Annotated in this window: 15 protein-coding genes and 1 other annotated feature; of the genes, 7 read left to right on the forward strand and 8 right to left on the reverse strand. The window is 47.4% G+C overall.

The genetic code is table 11. The features are described from left to right. The first annotated feature begins 54 nt into the window (after positions 1–54). Entirely contained in the window at positions 55–621 is a 567-nt protein-coding gene (locus P401_RS0113350; protein ID WP_034786131.1) for a 3'-5' exonuclease, read from the forward strand. A 434-nt stretch (positions 622–1,055) separates the two neighbouring features. Here the strand turns inward: P401_RS0113350 and P401_RS0113355 are convergent, their stop codons facing one another. The 3 genes from P401_RS0113355 to P401_RS0113365 all read right to left on the reverse strand — a co-directional run bounded on the left by P401_RS0113355 (position 1,056) and on the right by P401_RS0113365 (position 5,219). After that, positions 1,056–2,171 carry an NADH-dependent flavin oxidoreductase gene (locus P401_RS0113355; protein ID WP_029342879.1) on the reverse strand — a complete coding sequence of 372 codons (1,116 nt, stop codon included), beginning with the start codon at positions 2,169–2,171 and terminating at the stop codon, positions 1,056–1,058. Between the two features lie 92 nt (positions 2,172–2,263). Next, positions 2,264–4,354 carry an MMPL family transporter gene (locus P401_RS0113360; RefSeq protein ID WP_029342880.1) on the reverse strand — a complete coding sequence of 697 codons (2,091 nt, stop codon included), beginning with the start codon at positions 4,352–4,354 and terminating at the stop codon, positions 2,264–2,266. Between the two features lie 70 nt (positions 4,355–4,424). Further along, positions 4,425–5,219: a hypothetical protein gene (locus P401_RS0113365; protein ID WP_081834749.1), complete on the reverse strand. Its 795-nt coding sequence runs from the start codon at positions 5,217–5,219 to the stop codon at positions 4,425–4,427. A 115-nt stretch (positions 5,220–5,334) separates the two neighbouring features. Here P401_RS0113365 and P401_RS18365 point away from each other — a divergent pair, with 115 nt between their 5' ends. After that, positions 5,335–5,508, forward strand: a complete 174-nt coding sequence (locus P401_RS18365; protein ID WP_069940077.1) for a YycC family protein — start codon at positions 5,335–5,337, stop codon at positions 5,506–5,508. Between the two features lie 47 nt (positions 5,509–5,555). Here P401_RS18365 and P401_RS0113375 read toward each other — a convergent pair whose 3' ends face one another. Both P401_RS0113375 and pulA read right to left on the reverse strand, forming a co-directional pair. Beyond that, positions 5,556–6,038: a site-2 protease family protein gene (locus P401_RS0113375; protein ID WP_029342882.1), complete on the reverse strand. Its 483-nt coding sequence runs from the start codon at positions 6,036–6,038 to the stop codon at positions 5,556–5,558. A gap of 182 nt (positions 6,039–6,220) precedes the next feature. Continuing rightward, positions 6,221–8,227 carry a type I pullulanase gene (pulA, locus tag P401_RS0113380; RefSeq protein ID WP_236627118.1) on the reverse strand — a complete coding sequence of 669 codons (2,007 nt, stop codon included), beginning with the start codon at positions 8,225–8,227 and terminating at the stop codon, positions 6,221–6,223. A 111-nt stretch (positions 8,228–8,338) separates the two neighbouring features. Here pulA and P401_RS0113385 point away from each other — a divergent pair, with 111 nt between their 5' ends. Next, on the forward strand, positions 8,339–8,833 hold the full coding sequence (locus tag P401_RS0113385) for a YajQ family cyclic di-GMP-binding protein (protein ID WP_023469671.1): 495 nt from the start codon (positions 8,339–8,341) through the stop codon (positions 8,831–8,833). 113 nt (positions 8,834–8,946) lie between these two features. Here P401_RS0113385 and P401_RS0113390 read toward each other — a convergent pair whose 3' ends face one another. Beyond that, positions 8,947–9,732, reverse strand: coding sequence for a 3-hydroxybutyrate dehydrogenase (locus P401_RS0113390; protein WP_029342884.1), 786 nt, complete (start codon positions 9,730–9,732; stop codon positions 8,947–8,949). A 121-nt stretch (positions 9,733–9,853) separates the two neighbouring features. Between P401_RS0113390 and P401_RS0113395 the strand changes: the two genes are divergently transcribed. The 3 genes from P401_RS0113395 (at position 9,854) to P401_RS0113405 (ending at position 11,907) form a co-directional block, all read left to right on the forward strand. Further along, positions 9,854–10,732 (forward strand): LysR family transcriptional regulator, encoded by an 879-nt coding sequence (locus P401_RS0113395; RefSeq protein ID WP_029342885.1) that lies wholly within the window; start codon positions 9,854–9,856, stop codon positions 10,730–10,732. 91 nt (positions 10,733–10,823) lie between these two features. Then, positions 10,824–11,237: a carboxymuconolactone decarboxylase family protein gene (locus P401_RS0113400; protein WP_023469674.1), complete on the forward strand. Its 414-nt coding sequence runs from the start codon at positions 10,824–10,826 to the stop codon at positions 11,235–11,237. Positions 11,238–11,313: 76 nt separating this feature from the next. Further along, positions 11,314–11,907 (forward strand): metallophosphoesterase family protein, encoded by a 594-nt coding sequence (locus P401_RS0113405; RefSeq protein ID WP_029342886.1) that lies wholly within the window; start codon positions 11,314–11,316, stop codon positions 11,905–11,907. A 62-nt stretch (positions 11,908–11,969) separates the two neighbouring features. On the opposite strand, the gene P401_RS0113410 is transcribed toward P401_RS0113405, so the two are convergent. Further along, positions 11,970–12,575 (reverse strand): hypothetical protein, encoded by a 606-nt coding sequence (locus P401_RS0113410; RefSeq protein ID WP_029342887.1) that lies wholly within the window; start codon positions 12,573–12,575, stop codon positions 11,970–11,972. Positions 12,576–12,605: 30 nt separating this feature from the next. After that, on the reverse strand, positions 12,606–14,288 hold the full coding sequence (argS, locus tag P401_RS0113415) for an arginine--tRNA ligase (RefSeq protein WP_029342888.1): 1,683 nt from the start codon (positions 14,286–14,288) through the stop codon (positions 12,606–12,608). 60 nt (positions 14,289–14,348) lie between these two features. Continuing rightward, positions 14,349–14,567: a binding site (T-box leader), on the reverse strand. A gap of 130 nt (positions 14,568–14,697) precedes the next feature. On the opposite strand from argS, the gene P401_RS0113420 reads away from it, so the two are divergent. Further along, entirely contained in the window at positions 14,698–16,374 is a 1,677-nt protein-coding gene (locus P401_RS0113420; RefSeq protein WP_029342889.1) for a GGDEF domain-containing protein, read from the forward strand. Positions 16,375–16,376 lie beyond the last annotated feature (2 nt).

Genomic DNA, 16,376 nt, shown 5'->3' on the forward strand with positions numbered 1-16,376 from the left:
TATAATACGAACATGTATTCTGTTACTAGTGAATGACAGAAAGGAGCCTGTTGCATGTATACATTAGCGATTGACTTTGAAACGGCAAATCGGAATAGCCGAAGCATTTGTGCGTTTGGTTGGTCCGTTCTCTCCAACGGTCGCGTCACGGAGAGTAAACAGGTCTTAATCAATCCAGAAGAGAACTTCGATGCCGGAAACATCCGGGTTCATGGAATTCGTCCGAGTGATGTCTTCAATGCACCGACGTTACCTGAAGCGATGGAAGCACATGGCTTATACGATTTAATCGCAGGTGCTCAACTGGTCGTTGCCCATAATGCATCATTTGATATGGGGGCGCTTCAGAAAGCGATTCAAAAATACGATATGTACCAGATGCCCGCTTTCACGTACGGCTGCACGGTCAAATTATCCCGCAAACTGTATCCATGGTTGCCGAACCATCGATTGAATACGATGGCAGAATTCCTCAACGTCTCTTTTCAACATCATGACGCGAAAGAAGATGCCTACGTCTGCGCCCTACTCTTAAACGATATGTTGGAACGAACGAATCTACAGGATCCGGTCACCTTGCATACGTTCTGTGGCGTTCGGATGGGACAGGTTGCCTATTAAACAAAAAAGCACTCTAGACACGGGATCTAAAGTGTTTTCAGATTGTAGCTTCAAAAAATGACGCGTCTTTTCACGCCCTTTCCTCAGGCGAGACACAAGCCAGTTTTCCCGCTCCATTCGAGCAGGAAAACGGGTCTCGTTTGTCTCTGACAGCGCAAAATTGCGCTTTTTCCTGTAGGAGTGGCGTGTAACGCGTCATTCTTTTGATACCTGGAAGAAAGATCAGAGAAGCGTTTTGTTCACTCGACATCGCTTCCTAGTGAAAAACAAGCAAGAGCGACCCTGTAGCGAAGCGGTGCGATGCTTGTCCCAGGAAAACGATTCGAGACGAACAAAAAAAGTGCAATCCTTCTCGTTAGAGAACAATTGCACTTTGTCTTCAGTCTCAAAGCACTCTAGACATGAGATCTAGAGTGCTTTTTGATGGTGTTCAATTATTTGCTTGTTTGTTTGATCGGGAACCAGCCTGGACGACTTGTGATGCCTGCCCATAATGCATCTGGAACGACGAGTTCTGCTTGTGCCTCTGGATCAAGTTCTGTCCGGATTGACGCAAGGTCACCTGCTTCAACTTTCTCAACCCATTTCGGTTCCATGATCAGTTCACGACCGAGGGCGATCATTGGAACGACAGCCAAACCTTGTTCGACTTCGTCCGCTGTGTGAAGCGATCCGACACCGATGGCAGGTACTTGTTCGCCAACCCGTTCTTGAACGAGTGTGATTGGTGATGTCGTTTCATTTTCGTCACGAATCGAACCTGCGAAGAAGTCCATCACTGAAACGTGCAAGTAATCGAGATCTTTTTTCGCCAGCTCATCGACGAGACGCATCGTGTCATCGAGTGTGATTCCTGGATTTTCGATCTCTTCTGGAGAGAAACGGTATCCGACGATGAACGAAGGATCCTGTTTCGCGACAGCTTCGACTGCATCTACGACTGCTAATGGGAAGGCGAGACGTTTTTCTAAGCTACCGCCCCATTTATCATCGCGGCGGTTTGAGTGTGGTGAGAAGAATTGTTGGATCAAGTACGTGTTCGCACCGTGAATCTCAACACCATCAAATCCAGCTTCCATCGCACGACGTGTCGCTTGACCGAATGCTTCAATGATTGCTTCAACTTCTTCCGCCTCTAGTGCACGAGGTGTCATTGCCCCTTCACGTACAGGTGCGACAGCACTTGCACTAACTGTTTGTCCACCGACGAGTTCTGGTGGTGCCATACGACCAGCGTGGAAGATTTGTAAGATCGCTTTTGCGCCTTTATCTTGAATCGTTTTTGCGAGTCGCTTCAGACTTGGAACGAGATCGTCACGATGCGCACCGAATTCATTCGGGAATCCTTGACCGTCTGCTGTGACATTCGCACACGCTGTAATGACCGCACTGACGCCACCTGAACGTTCTGCGTAGTACGCGAGTTCCGCATCCGATACTTCGCCGTTCTCTTGTGCTGCATAGTTTGTCATTGGTGCCATCAAGACGCGGTTTTTCAGCGTCACACCGTTTGGTAATGTAAATGGTTCAAACATTGCTTGAGTTGCCATGAGTGAAGTGCCTCCTCTAATTTCTTGAACTGAATATCGACAGTATACGCTCGTCTTCCTTCGAATAGCTACTGATGTGCTTACGCGATGTGTCACTTGCGAATTGCTTTACGACGTCCACCCGGCCACCACCAGTTCCAGTGACCAAATAGCTTCATCAATGCGGGAACGAGCAGCATCCGGACAATCGTGGCATCAATAAAAATCGCAAGTGCGATACCGACGCCCAGTTGTTTGATTGGACTGACGCCCGTGAAGGCAAACGCCCCAGTGACGACGATCATGATCAAGGCTGCAGACGTAATGATCTTACTCGTTTTCGCAAGACCCATCTCGGTCGCGTAATCGTTATCGCCTGTCTCGTCATAATATTCTTCCATTCGCGAGACGAGGAACACTTCATAATCCATCGATAAACCAAAGACGAGTGAGAAGATGAAGACCGGTGTCAGAATACCAATCGTCTCCTGCGGAAGAACTGCGCCGGACTCGAACAAGATGACTAGTAATCCGAATGTTGCCCCTAGGCTAAGCAAATTCATCAGAATTGCCTTGATGGGAATCAAGATGGATCGGAACGCAATCAGCAGGATGATGAACGTTGCCAAAACGACGACACCGACTGCCAGTGGGAGTTTTGATTCGATGGCGTCATAAATTTCTTGATTGAAGGCTGCCGGTCCCCCGACAAGATAACCGTCCGCTTGCATGTTTCGCACCCAGTCTTGCGAAGCAGCATCCCCCGGATCCCCTTTTAAATTGACGCCGATCCGTGCTTGATTGTTCTCTGACAGAAACGGCTTCAGTGCATCGCGTCCGGCGGGAACCGCGAGTAACTGTTCGAGCGGAATCTGTTGCTGTTCGGCAATCGTTGCGGCGGATACGACGGAACGCACCTTCGGATCTGACTCGAGTCGAATCGTCACGTCTTCGATTTTTTCTCGTCCCACCTCTGACGCAGGATCGGCAGACAAGATGAGGACGGCATCTGTTCCATCGTTTCCAAATGTTTTTTCCCACGACTCAAAAGCGAGACGCGATGGATACGACTCTGGTAAAGCAGTCGCTTGCGGAATGTTCAACGTCAAGTCACGTAACGGCAATAAACAAGGCAAAAGAAGTAATAAAGATAGAATCGTGACTGCGACCGGCCGATTCATGACGAAACGAGCGAGGCGCCGCCAACGATCTTCACTACGACCGGCTCGTTGCCGGAAGAGTCGCCCTTTCTCTAGCACCGTCCCGAAGACGATCAATAGTGCCGGCAGCAGTGTCAACGCACTGATGACTGCCCCGAGGACCGAGACGAGCGTCCCGATCGCAACAGCACGGAAGACATCCACATCAATCAATAACAATCCAGCGAGTCCGACGAAGACACAGATTCCGGAAAATAAAATCGAACGTCCTGCCGTCTCGACCGAACGGATTGCTGCTTTCCGAATATCTTGTCCGTCCTGCCGTTCTTCGCGAAATCGATTGACGTATAACAACGAAAAATCAATTCCGAGCGCAAGCGAAATCATCGCGACCGCATTCAAGACGAAGATTGATAACTCTTGTTGTCCGGCAACGAAATACAGAACACCGGCACCAAAGATAAAAGTAACGAGACCCATGATCAACGGCAAAATCGCCGCAACCGGTGTACCAAAAACGAGTAGCAAGACGATCAATGCTGCCGGAATTCCAATCAACTCAGCCCGGATGAGGTCATTTTTGGACGCTGTATTCAAATCATCGACGACGACCGGTTCACCGGTCAGTCGAATTGTTCCAGTGTCATCCAGTTGACGCGTGACCGCAGCTGCCCATTTCGCATCAAGTGTCGGTACACCGACCGTCACGTATCCTTTATCGTCACGAATTGCTCGCGGATTTTCGACGGGACCAATGACGTTTCCGACGCCATTAATATCACGGAAGCGCTCGACATGTTGCACCATCGTTTGTTGTAGATTCTCTTGATTTTCAAATAGGACGATGATCGTATGCGGATCCTGACCGAAGTCTTGATCGAGTACGGTCTCGACGCGTTGAAAGTCCCCGTCACGTGTAAATCCGTTTCCTTCAAGCCGATCGGGTAATTGATAGGCGAAATACCCAAGCACGACGAGCAGGATCGCCCAAACGATCAACACTCCTCGAAAATACGTACTCATCAGATGACCAAGCCGTTCCATGATGCGTCCCCTTTCTGTATAAAACGTACAAAAAACATCCTTCTTGCTGAAAAGCGAAAAGGATGTTTCATTACGTCTTTTGGAAAATTTGAACCCATGTGTTGCCGAATGTCGCCGATGTCGATACGATCGCAAGACGTCGCGCCTCTTCATCGAGCAACACACTTTTGAGTAAAACAGAGGAATGACATCCCTCGAACTTATATTTCAGCTGACTCTTCTCATACAAGTAAAAGCGAGATGAATCGGTGATCGAAAACAATTGGTGACGGTGGTCAACGAGCGAGTACTCCGCATAATCCGAAAAAGGAATGATCGATTCCTGGTTCGTCGCGGCATCCCAAATCACATACCGTTCTTGTAGATCATCATAGGAGATGATCGTCGTAGGTGCGATGAATCGTTCGAACGTCAATCGTGTATCATATCCTCGCTCAACTAAGCGTCCGAACAGCGGTGCTTCTCCATAGTTTGAGTACCGCCAGTCCCCTGTTTGAACGTTCACACAGATGACGTCTGTTTCTGCCGTGTACAGGAAAATCTCATCGTCTTGCCACAAGAATAAATTACTGAACCATGCTTCGGAAAAAGCAGCGGGTCGCGCGATATAATCTAAATGCCCTTGCTCTAAATCCAATAAACCAAAATAAGCTGACTCTTCAAATACGATGAACAATCGTCCACCGCCTGGCTCAATGTACCAGGAGAATGGAACATACGCACATGCTGTTTCCCATAGTGGTCTTAAATCCGCATCACATTTCATAAATCCGTGGCGATCTCGAAAAAGAAGCAAATCCTCCCCGATTCGATCGAACAGTGAGACGGATTCATGGAGTAACAGCTCTGCAGCAGGTTTATACATATGCATCACTTCCTACTTCATACGGTATCAACCTTCTCGGTTTCTCGCTACTATTGATGCGCTCGGCTTGCACCTCCTGTTATACTAACTTCATGGAAAAAGGAGGACGAACACGATGAAACCTTTACAATTATCAGCAGAGACGGCTGTCGAACTCGCAAAACGTCTGAACGTACCACTTGAGCAGTTAATGCATATGCCACGCCATATCCTGATTCAAAAGCTCGTTGAACTCGAGCAGGAACAAGCGAAAACGGAATCTGATTCGTCTAGCGAATCAGATTCTTAAGTAAAAAGCCTCTCTTCTATATGATGGAAGGAGGCTTTAATCTTCGTTTAGGATTGTGGATGATAATCTGATTTCCCGTAGCGGAAGACATTGATGATCGCTTTCCCATCGCTCGGATAACCATTAGGGTGATCGATCGGGAAGAGTGAGAAAAAGACGAAATAAAATGAGAAATATGCAAATTGGTAGGTAAAGATCGATGCCTCGAATACACCGGCATAAATGAGACCGTTCACGACTAAGATACTCACCAAGTTTGCGATCGATCCGCCAGCATAAACGAGTATGTTAGCGAATTTCGACTCATTGCGTAATGCCTCATATTGACACCAGCCATCCCAGAAATAGATACGATTCAAGCGGATTGGACCGACACGAAGCAACGATTTTCCTGACCCAATATTGATTTCCATGTTTCCACCGAATAATCGGGCAAAAAAGTAATGCCCCATCTCATGAATCAATGTCACGATAGGCAAAAGTAAAAAGAACGATAAAAAGAATTTCCATAAATCACCGAAACCGAACATACTACGTACACCCTCTCACTTTAAAACAACATCTTAGATACTACATATAGATTTTTCCCGAAAGATGCCTCTTCAAACAATCTTTTGATGATTTTTCGCAAGTCAATTGCATGACAGGGTGACATCGGTTTGTCATCCACGAAAAAAAGGACGAAGCCATCCTGCGCTTCGTCCTTTTCTAGTTAATCGGTTTTCTTTCGACGTTTGTTCGCTGCATACAACAATCCAATGATCGTCAGTGCTGCACCACCTGCTACCGCATATTTCTTGTAGTCCGCTTTTCGTTCGGCGATGACCGTCGTCGTCAATGCTTGGACGACCAACTGTTTCTCTTCATGCAGTCGTGGTGCGTGCAACTTAACAGCACCTGACTCCACCAATACCTCGAATTCACCGTTTGGCAATTCAATCGTGATATCCTCTTCCGTCGCATTGTGATAGACACGCTGTCGTTCGACGTATCCTTCATAGGTGCGCTTCAGTTCAAAGGCGATGACACCCTCCCCTTCTTCAAGGAAGCGCAGATGTTTTTTGATCAGCGCTGCGTTTGCGAGACGGAACATCGGATACTGACGACGGAGGGCAATCAATCCTTTGACGTATTCGACTGCCGGACGCTCTGTTTCCGCCCGTTCATAGTCAAGACGATTGACGACTTCACCGGCATTGAAGCTGTCACGAATTCCGTCCTTCGTCCGGAAGAACTCTTGTCCGGCATGGAGGAAAGGAATGCCTTGTCCCGTCAAGATGATGGCATTCGCGAGCATTTGTCGTTTCCGACGAATCTCCTCCGTGTCCTCTGGACGAGATACCGTTAATTTATCCCAAATCGTCAAATCATCATGAGCCTCGACGTACGAGACGACCTGATTCGGTTCATCGGCAAACCCTTGCGAAGAGACGTTACCAGCGATTCCCCGTTTGACTTCACTCGTCCGGTCAAATGCACCACTGATGAAGCCACGGTCTTCCGGCGTTTGGACGTCGCCTTTGACCCCGTCCCGTAAGCCGTTATTGAAATGCGCGATTCCTGGCATCTTCGGTGCATTGAAGTAATTCGCTTTTTCTTCCGGATCAAGCGGCGTATCGAGATCCCAGCCTTCACCGATAATCAGAATCGACGGATCAATCCGATCAAGTGCATGACGCACCTGATTCATCGTTTCGACATCATGCAGTCCCATCAAATCAAATCGGAAACCGTCCAGATGGTACTCTTTCGCCCAGTACGTCACACAATCAAGAATGAACTTCCGCATCATCAGACGTTCAGACGCCGTATCATTTCCACAGAAACTACCGTTCGAGAGACTACCATCCGCCTCTTGACGATAAAAGTAGCCAGGAACGAACTGACCGAGCGGAACCGTTGCCGCATCATACGTATGATTGAAGACGACGTCCATGATGACACGGATCCCACGGTCATGTAACGCCTGAACCAATTGTTTTAATTCAAGGATCCGCGTTCTTGGATCATCCGGATTTGACGAGTACGAACCTTCCGGCGCAAAGTAGTTCACCGGGTCATATCCCCAGTTATAGTTATCCGGGTCGTTCGGCGCTGTCTCATTGACTGAGCCAAAATCGTAGATCGGCAATAACTGGACATGCGTCACACCGAGATCCGCTAAATAATCAAGTCCTGTTAATCCACCATTTGGTGTCCGTGTTCCTGCTTCCGTCAGTCCAGCGAATGTACCACGTGCGACGACACCACTAGCCGGATGACTCGTTGCATCGCGTACGTGTAGTTCATAAACAACTGCGTCTTGCGAAGAATGGAACAGTGGGCGTTCTTCAATCCATCGTTCTGGTGTCACACTTGTCGGGTCAATCAGCGCACCGCGTTTTCCGTTCGTTCCGACGGCTTTCGCATACGGATCGACTGCCTCGACCTTTTGTCCGTTGATGCTCGCTTGAAACGTATAGAAATAACCTTCATATGCCGCTCGATCGAGTTCAACGACGTATGTTCCCCGTTCGCCTGCCATCATCTCGACCTCTTCGACTTTTCGTGCGCGTAATGTCTTATAGAGACGAATCACGACACGTTCTGCCGTCGGCGCCCACAAGCGCACGCGAATCGCTGTCTCTGAGAAAGTCGCTCCTAAATCATTTCCACTATAGGCAAATCGCTCATCCAGTTCTTGCGGTGTGAGCGTCAACATGTCTGCTGTTTGTTTCAAAGCTAAGCACCCCTTTCATTTCATGGTTTTTATTATAACAAAATTTCAAAGCAGTGGACGCTTCCGGTATTCCTCTCTAAAATAGAGAGTGGAATGAAAGGGGAGATTAAAATGGCAGCAAAAGATAATTCATTTGATATCGTGTCACAAATCAACATCGAGGAAGTCAAGAACGCCGTCCAGATTGCACTGAAAGAAATCACGAATCGCTTCGACTTCAAAGGTTCAAAGAGCGACATGAAGCTCGAAAAAGAGGATTTGATTCTAATCTCAGATGACGATTTCAAACTCGATCAAGTCAAAGATGTCTTAACAGCAAAATTGATTAAGCGCGAAGTTCCGACCAAAAACCTGCAGTACGAAAAAGTCGAGCAGGCTGCTGGGAATACAGTTCGTCAACGCGTCATTCTGAAAAGTGGAATCGACCGTGACGACGCGAAAAAGATCAACAATGCCGTCAAGGAATCGAAATTAAAAGTGAAGACACAGATTCAAGATGACCAAATCCGTGTCACAGGTAAATCACGTGACGACCTACAACAAGTCATGCAAATCGTTCGTGAGCTTCCGTTATCAGTCGACGTGCAGTTCATTAACTTCCGTTAATCGATTCTCATCAATCGGCTGAACGTTCATGTTCAGTCGATCAAACAAAAAAGGGAGGTGCTTTCTGGATCGTATCCAAAAAGTACCTCCCTTCATTTAATTTAAAGTGTTGCTTATTGCGCTGTGTAACCACCATCGAGAACGACAGCTTGCCCCGTGACACCTGCTGCTTTGTCACTTGCAAGGAAAATAGCGTAATCCGCGATTTCTTTGACTTGGAGTAAACGTTGTTGCGGGACAAGTGGATAGATGACTTCTTCTAATACACGTTCGAGTGGTACATTCCGTGTTTCAGCGAGCGAAGACAATTGGTTTTGGACGAGTGGTGTATCGACATAGCCTGGGCAAATCGCGTTGACCGTGATACCTGAAGTTGCCCCTTCTAATGCTGCGACTTTCGTTAAACCGATGACGCCGTGTTTCGCACTGTTATAAGCAGCTTTCCCTGCAAAACCAATCAATCCGTTGATCGATGACATGTTCAAGATTCGTCCAGAGCCTTGTTTTTTCATGATCGGGAAGACATATTTCGTATAGAGGAATGGTGCACGAAGCATGATGCTTTGAAGCAAGTCGAATTTCTCAGTCGAGAACTCTTCGATTGGTGAGACGTGTTGCATTCCTGCATTGTTGATGACGATATCGATCGTTCCGTAATGCGCGACAGTCTGTTCGATACTTGATTTGATCGCCTCTTCATTCGTCACGTCACCTGCGACGGCAAATGCATCGAAGCCTTTTTCACGAAGTGTTTCAGCAGAGCGTTTTGCGGCTTCTTCTTGAAGATCGACGATGACGACCTTAGCGCCTTCTTGAGCGAATTCTTCAGCGATCTCAAGCCCGATTCCACTTGCTGCTCCTGTAATTAACGCGACTTTTCCTTCAAGTTGTTTCATCATGATTGATTCCTTCTTTCTTTATCTTTACGTGTTCGGTCTCTTTACTGTACGCTGATTGAAAGAATAATAAAAATGAATACTTGTTATGACATCTATAACTCAAAAGAATAGGAGAATACTGATGGATTTCCGCCAATTGGAATACTTTACGGAAGTAGCACGCTTCAAAAGCTTCACTCGTGCCGCTGAACATCTCCATGTCACGCAACCAACACTCAGTAAAATGGTCCGTCATTTAGAAGAAGAACTTGAGATGGAATTGTTCGATCGGAGTAAACGACAAATCGTCTTGACGGATGCCGGTGAGACCTTATTGATCGAAGGTGAAAAGATTCTACGTCAGTTATCTGATTTGCCTTCTCACCTCTATGATGTCATGCATTTGACGAAAGGAACGATCCGTCTCGGTATTCCCCCACTGATCGGTTCGCTGTTTTTCCCAGGTCTATTGCGCCGTTTTGAGGAAATGTATCCGATGATCCAAATCGAATTGATCGAAGCCGGTGGACATGCGTTAGAAAAAGCGGTCGTCGCCGGTGAAGTCGATTTGATCGCAACGGTGCTGCCTTCGGATGAGCATTTAACGACACATCCCTTCATCGAAGAGGAATTGCATTTGTTTTTACCAAATGATCATCCACTCGCCGATCGGTCGATGATTGCGTTAGAAGAAGTCGCCGACATGCCGTTCGTCTTGTTTAATGAAACGTTCTCGCTTCACGATGTCGTCTTGAACGCCTGTCAGGATGCCGGATTTACACCTAACGTGTCTCGGGTGAGCTCACAGTGGGACTTCTTATGTTTAGTGGTCGCAGAAGGAAATGCCGTGACCGTCCTTCCACGTTCAATCGCTAATCGTTTTTCGATTCGTGGTGTCAAAACGATCCCGCTTAAAACACGAGTGCCGTGGCACTTAGGAATCGCCGTTCCGACCGGTCGCTATCAATCGTACGTGACGCGGAAATGGATTCAATTCGTCAGTGATATGTATTCCAAATAAGCATACCTTTCATAAAAACCATGTATTTGTAGAATGGTATTTCCTCCTTTACGATAAGAACATCGTTAAAAAAGAAAGGAAGTCCTTTACCATGGCAACTCATTTTGAATCACGTCACGAAACAGGCGTAAAAAAACTCAGCGAATTCACAGACGCAAACGCCGCACAATCTACGCATGATAAAATCTCTGAATCCCTGAAAGATATCGCTCCAGCAGTCGGTGAGTGGATCACGGATTTCGCATACGGTGAAGTTTACAGCCGCGATGGTCTCGTCAACCGTGACCGCGCAATCGTTACGATTGCTTCTCTCGTCACACAAGGTACAGAACCACAGCTCGCTCTCCACATCAATACTGGATTGACAGCTGGTTTGACAGGAAACGAAATCGTCGAAGCTATCATGCACCTTGTTCCTTACACTGGATTCCCACGTGTCTTGAACGCACTCGAAGTCGCGAAAGTCGTCTTCGCAGAACGTGGCGTCACAGTCGAAACAGAATAAGATACGCACGACTTGATTGAAAAAAGATGGGCATGACGTATTTTCGGGTATCTTCTTAACAAAGGAGTGGTCGATCATGCGTTATGCCCTTTTTGCGGATCTTCACAGCTCGGTAGCCGACACAGCGGCTGTCCTAGCTGACATACGGCGGCTCGCTCCCGATGCGCATTTGTTTTGTCTCGGTGATATTCATGAATGCCATGTCGGTAAAAAGCGAGCGAAGCGCTATTCTTTCGAATCGCTCTCCCTCGTCGTGACGCTCGATGATGCTTTTTTAGACCTGATTGATTTTAAGACTTTACTTGGTAATCAAGAAGAACGCATTCTGTCGCTCGTTCCACCACATCTCTCTCCTGTCATCGATGCGTTACGCGATTGCCCGCGAAAACAACGCATCGAGGGGGCATTATTGATTCATGGAGATCAATTGAATTGGTCGCGGAATTTTCTACCCGATCTGTCACAACAACGTGAACCATTACTCTTTTTTGGGCATAGTCACATCAGAGGCTTGTTTCGAAATGGCATCGCCAAACCGAGCCCACTAGGTCAAACTTTATCCATCAAAGGAAAACGGTATGCCGTCAATCTAGGGCCCGTCGTGTTCGAACGAGAATGGTGTCTTTACGATTCAGAGCAACAATCGATCGTGTTCCATCAGGCGAAGTAAGAAGATACGACAAAAGCCGTCGGGCACAGGGCTCGACGGCTTTTGTTCGTGCATCCTATTGATCAGAGATACCGGACAAGTGATGCCTTGACGACATCTACTTGTGTGAAGTTCGTTTCTTCCGCGAATGCTTCGATGACTTGACGTACATCCCCTTGACGACGTACGAAGCTCGTCGGAACCGGTGTCGTACCAACCAGTTGCTCATGCAGACTCGTCAATTGATGATCGTCGATGATCGTCGTCATCAAATCAAGGAACAGCAGAACGTGCAGACGGTTCAAATAATCCCACGGCTTGTCTTCCGAACGGAATTCATTACGAGCGAGCCACTTCTTCAATCCGATCGCATCAATCTGACTCAACGTCTCTGTCGTGCGTGCCGACTTCCAAAGCGTCAACAGTTCCCCAAGTTTTTTCCGCGTCTGTTTCTTGCGCATGAAGAATTCAAAATTGTCTTTCGTCCGTAATGCGTCTCCTTCGATCGGAGCAATCAACTCGGCTTCCGGCGCCGTCACGAAATCGTGAACGAAATCGACAGACTCTCCCGGTAACCAAGCCGCGACTTTCCCGTGAAAATCAGCCATGAAGGCGACCGTTTCTGCCAAAGGTTCCTGCTTCATCTGTGAAGCAGCTTGCTGTAATCGTTCTTTCGTCTCAGTCTTCATAATCTACCTCTTCTTATTCGTGGATTGGTCTTACATTTCTTCTGGAGCGCCGACACCAAGTAAACGAAGACCTTCTGTCAAGACGATCGTGACAGACTTGACGAGTGCAAGACGCGATTGTTTTGCTGCGTCATCTTCGAGAACACGGACATGTCCGTAGTATTTATTGAAGCTTTGTGCAAGATCTAAGACATAACGGCTGATGATTGACGGCTCGCGACGTGTGAACGCGCGATCGATGACCGTCGAGAATTGGTTCAGCATCGAGACGACACCCCATGCATGATCATCGGCGCTACCAGCGAATGGTGTGCCATCATAGCCACCTTTACGGAGCAACGAGTGCGCTCGGGCATTCGTGTACTGGACATACGGTCCTGTTTCGCCTTCGAATTTCAACATCTGCTCAAGATCGAACTCGATGTTATTCATCCGTTCGTTTTTCAAGTCGTGGAAGATGACGGCGCCAACACCAACTTGACGAGCCGTTGCTTCGGCATTCGCTAAATTCGGATTTTTTTCCGCGATGTTGTTCTTCGCGACGTCGATCGCTTCTTGTAGTACTTCTTCAAGCAAGACGATCCGACCTTTACGTGTCGACATTTTCTTTCCGTCTTTCATGATCAGACCGAATGGAACATGGTGCATCCCGTCGACGTTCTCAAATCCAAGTTTCTTCAGGACTGCGAACAATTGCTTGAAGTGAAGCGCTTGTTCCCCACCGACGACGTAGAACGCTTGCTCAAAACGGTATGTTTCAAGACGATAGACAGCAGCTGCTAAATCACGTGTCGCATAAAGCGTTGCGCCATCTTTCTTCTTAATCAAAGCAGGTGGCATACCTTCTGCTTCGAGATCGACGACCATTGCCCCTTCAGATTCAACGAGGAGATCTTTTTCTTCGAGCAAATCGATGACGTGTTGCATCTTATCGTTGTAGAAGGCTTCTCCGTTTAAGCTATCAAACTTGACGCCGAGCATCTCATATACACGGTTGAATTCGACGAGTGAGACTTCACGGAACCATGTCCAAAGCGTCGTCGCCTGCTCATCACCTTGTTCGAGTTTTTTGAACCAGAGACGTCCTTCGTCCTCGAGTGATGGATTTGTTTCCGCTTCTTCGTGGAACCGGACGTATAATTTCAACAATTCCTTGATTGGTTCTGCACGGACCGCTTCTTCCTCACCCCACATCGTGTAAGCAACCATCAATTTCCCGAACTGTGTTCCCCAGTCCCCTAAGTGGTTGACACCAACGACGTCATACCCTTTTTTACGTGAGATTTGGTTGAGCGCGTTCCCGATGACTGTCGAACGCAAGTGACCCATTGAGAATGGTTTCGCAATGTTCGGCGATGAGAAATCTGTGACAATCGTCTTCCCATTTGCTTCACTCGAACCAAACGATTCTTGTTCTGTCAGGACTTGATTGACGATTTCTTGCGAGACGACTTCTCGGTTCAAGAAAACGTTGATGTAAGGACCTACAGCTTGAACGTTCGAGAACAGCGGCGCATCGATTTTTTCTGCGAGGTCTGAAGCGATCATGTTCGGTGCTTTACGGAATGCTTTTGCGAGCATGAAACATGGGAATGCCAAATCTCCGTGATCTTCATGTTTCGGTTGCTCGATCAGTTGTTCGATTTGTTCAACCGATAAGGCACCTTCCATGACTTGATGTAATACTTCTGCATACTGCGCTTTATAACTCATCTTTATTTCCTCCTGCTTCACTGATTTTTTGGCAATAAAAAACGCCCCTTGCGCCACGCGCAAAGAGACGGAATGACCGCGGTACCACTCTTCTTGGTGTCATTTTGACACCCACCTTGTTCGGGGATAACGGGGTTCCCCCGGCTACGCCTCTTCCATCAGGAATCGGGCAGCGTCTCAGAAGTGCGCTTCACGATCGGTTCGTCCTCAGGCTTCCACCATTCCCTGATTCGCTAGTTGACGAAAATCAACCGTTACTCTCTTCATCATCGACTGTATTCGATATCTTTCACATTATACGCAATTCTTTCTTTTCTCTCAACCTTATTTTTTTTGGTAAATGGCTTATCAAAATTTCCACAATTCGGGTATAGGAATAAAAGATACTTCTCAGGGGGAGGGATGTTTCATGCGCTACTACCAACATGTAGCCCGGACAAGCTGGATCGTCTTCGGTCTCGTCGCCTTGACGTTATTAGTGATCGGCATCGTTCATCCACCAACCTTCCATCCTTCTGTCTCCATCATCAACACGCTTTATTTATTCGGACTCGTTCTCCTGTTTCAGTTCGATAATGTCCGTCGTGGTGGCATTTACTATACATTCCAAGAAGGAATCATCTTATTTTTGTTCCTCAATTACGGTTTAACGTACGCCTTGATTTTAAGCCAAATCGGTATTCTCGTCTTTCAATTCATGTCTCACCGAAAAGCGATTCGCTGGAAACGTTTCGTCTACCTCTACCCGATCAACGCCCTATTCGATTTAGTCTATATCTCGCTTCCCGCCTTTGCGTATTATGCGCTCGGTGGTCCGATCGGCTCAAGCTTTACGTATACGAAAGCCTTGATTCCTTTCACCGGCTTTTTAATCACCGTTTTCCTTGTCTCTTATTTCCAATGTCTGTTCGTCAATCACTTCCTCTTCTTGAAATACGATTGGCGCCGTCTCGTGAAGTTGCAATCCCTCGTCTACGGAATCAGCATGTTGAGCGCTTTACTTGGGATCTGGTTTTACGATGAGAGTCCACTCGTCGCGGCTACGGTTTCCGCCTTGATTCTCTTTTTGTTCAAACGTCTGTTGCAAGAGCGTGGTGATTCGCTTGAAGCAAATGATAATGCCAAACGATTTGATGATGCGAAGGAACACTTGTTGATTTCCCGCTTTGAACGCGAGACGATTGATTCGTTACTCCTTGATTTACCGCATCTGCTACCGTTTTCTGAAGGTTGGATCTCAATCCAACAACAGCGAAAACAAGTCATCTATAACATCCGGACGAAACAACCGATTGATGTATTACCATTGTTTCATTCCTTGACAGCCGACGATTTGCATACCCCGATCATCTATGGTCTTCGGTGCGACTGGGGCAACGATATTCAAATCGGATTGCCTGTCGATCGTCACTCGATGCTGGCGATTCCTTCGATTACGAGCGGAGAGGTCGATGTCTCGATCATCCTGTTCCATCAAGTCGCAGATGCCTATGATGCGACGAATGCCGATGAGTTATCTCGTCTGCTCCGTATCTTTTGTCGTGTCTTAGAGCGCTCTCGTGAAACGGTTCAACTCTACACGGAAAGTCGGACCGATGCTTTGACCGAATTACCAAATAGCCGTGCCTTTTATGAACATGGTCGGCAGGAGTTTGCTGCTGACTGCTATCCGCTCTCCGTGATCCTGTTTGATATTGATCATTTTAAACGCGTCAACGATACGTACGGTCATAAAGTAGGCGATCTTGTCCTTCGTGAACTCGGTCGACGTATCCAAGCGATCCAATTGCAACATGATGAGGTCTTTGCTGCTCGTTATGGCGGGGAGGAGTTCGTACTTCTCTTACGAAATGGTAGTCAAGAGGCTGCCATCCAGATTGCCGAGACGGTCCGCCATGCGGTCATGGATCGTCCCTTCCTCGTCGATGGTCACCGACTGTCCTTAACCGTCAGCCTCGGAATTGATACAGTGGAAGAAGGGTATCAACGGACGTTCGAAGAGTCGTTACGTCAAGCCGACCATGCACTCTATGTCGGCGGAAAACACAACGGACGCAACTGTACCGCGCATTATGCAAACCTTTGAAA

The organism is Exiguobacterium acetylicum DSM 20416, assembly GCF_000702605.1.
Lineage (GTDB): Bacteria > Bacillota > Bacilli > Exiguobacteriales > Exiguobacteriaceae > Exiguobacterium_A > Exiguobacterium_A acetylicum.

Excerpts from the sequence above, each read along its gene's own strand:
- P401_RS18365 (WP_069940077.1), top strand. The coding sequence starts at position 5,335 with ATGAAACCTTTACAATTATCAGCAGAGACGGCTGTCGAACTCGCAAAA.
- P401_RS0113365 (WP_081834749.1), bottom strand. The coding sequence starts at position 5,219 with ATGTATAAACCTGCTGCAGAGCTGTTACTCCATGAATCCGTCTCACTG.
- P401_RS0113390 (WP_029342884.1), bottom strand. The coding sequence starts at position 9,732 with ATGATGAAACAACTTGAAGGAAAAGTCGCGTTAATTACAGGAGCAGCA.
- P401_RS0113385 (WP_023469671.1), top strand. The coding sequence starts at position 8,339 with ATGGCAGCAAAAGATAATTCATTTGATATCGTGTCACAAATCAACATC.
- P401_RS0113355 (WP_029342879.1), bottom strand. The coding sequence starts at position 2,171 with ATGGCAACTCAAGCAATGTTTGAACCATTTACATTACCAAACGGTGTG.
- P401_RS0113405 (WP_029342886.1), top strand. The coding sequence starts at position 11,314 with ATGCGTTATGCCCTTTTTGCGGATCTTCACAGCTCGGTAGCCGACACA.
- P401_RS0113410 (WP_029342887.1), bottom strand. The coding sequence starts at position 12,575 with ATGAAGACTGAGACGAAAGAACGATTACAGCAAGCTGCTTCACAGATG.
- argS (WP_029342888.1), bottom strand. The coding sequence starts at position 14,288 with ATGAGTTATAAAGCGCAGTATGCAGAAGTATTACATCAAGTCATGGAA.
- P401_RS0113360 (WP_029342880.1), bottom strand. The coding sequence starts at position 4,354 with ATGGAACGGCTTGGTCATCTGATGAGTACGTATTTTCGAGGAGTGTTG.
- P401_RS0113420 (WP_029342889.1), top strand. The coding sequence starts at position 14,698 with ATGCGCTACTACCAACATGTAGCCCGGACAAGCTGGATCGTCTTCGGT.
- P401_RS0113395 (WP_029342885.1), top strand. The coding sequence starts at position 9,854 with ATGGATTTCCGCCAATTGGAATACTTTACGGAAGTAGCACGCTTCAAA.
- P401_RS0113375 (WP_029342882.1), bottom strand. The coding sequence starts at position 6,038 with ATGTTCGGTTTCGGTGATTTATGGAAATTCTTTTTATCGTTCTTTTTA.
- P401_RS0113400 (WP_023469674.1), top strand. The coding sequence starts at position 10,824 with ATGGCAACTCATTTTGAATCACGTCACGAAACAGGCGTAAAAAAACTC.
- P401_RS0113350 (WP_034786131.1), top strand. The coding sequence starts at position 55 with ATGTATACATTAGCGATTGACTTTGAAACGGCAAATCGGAATAGCCGA.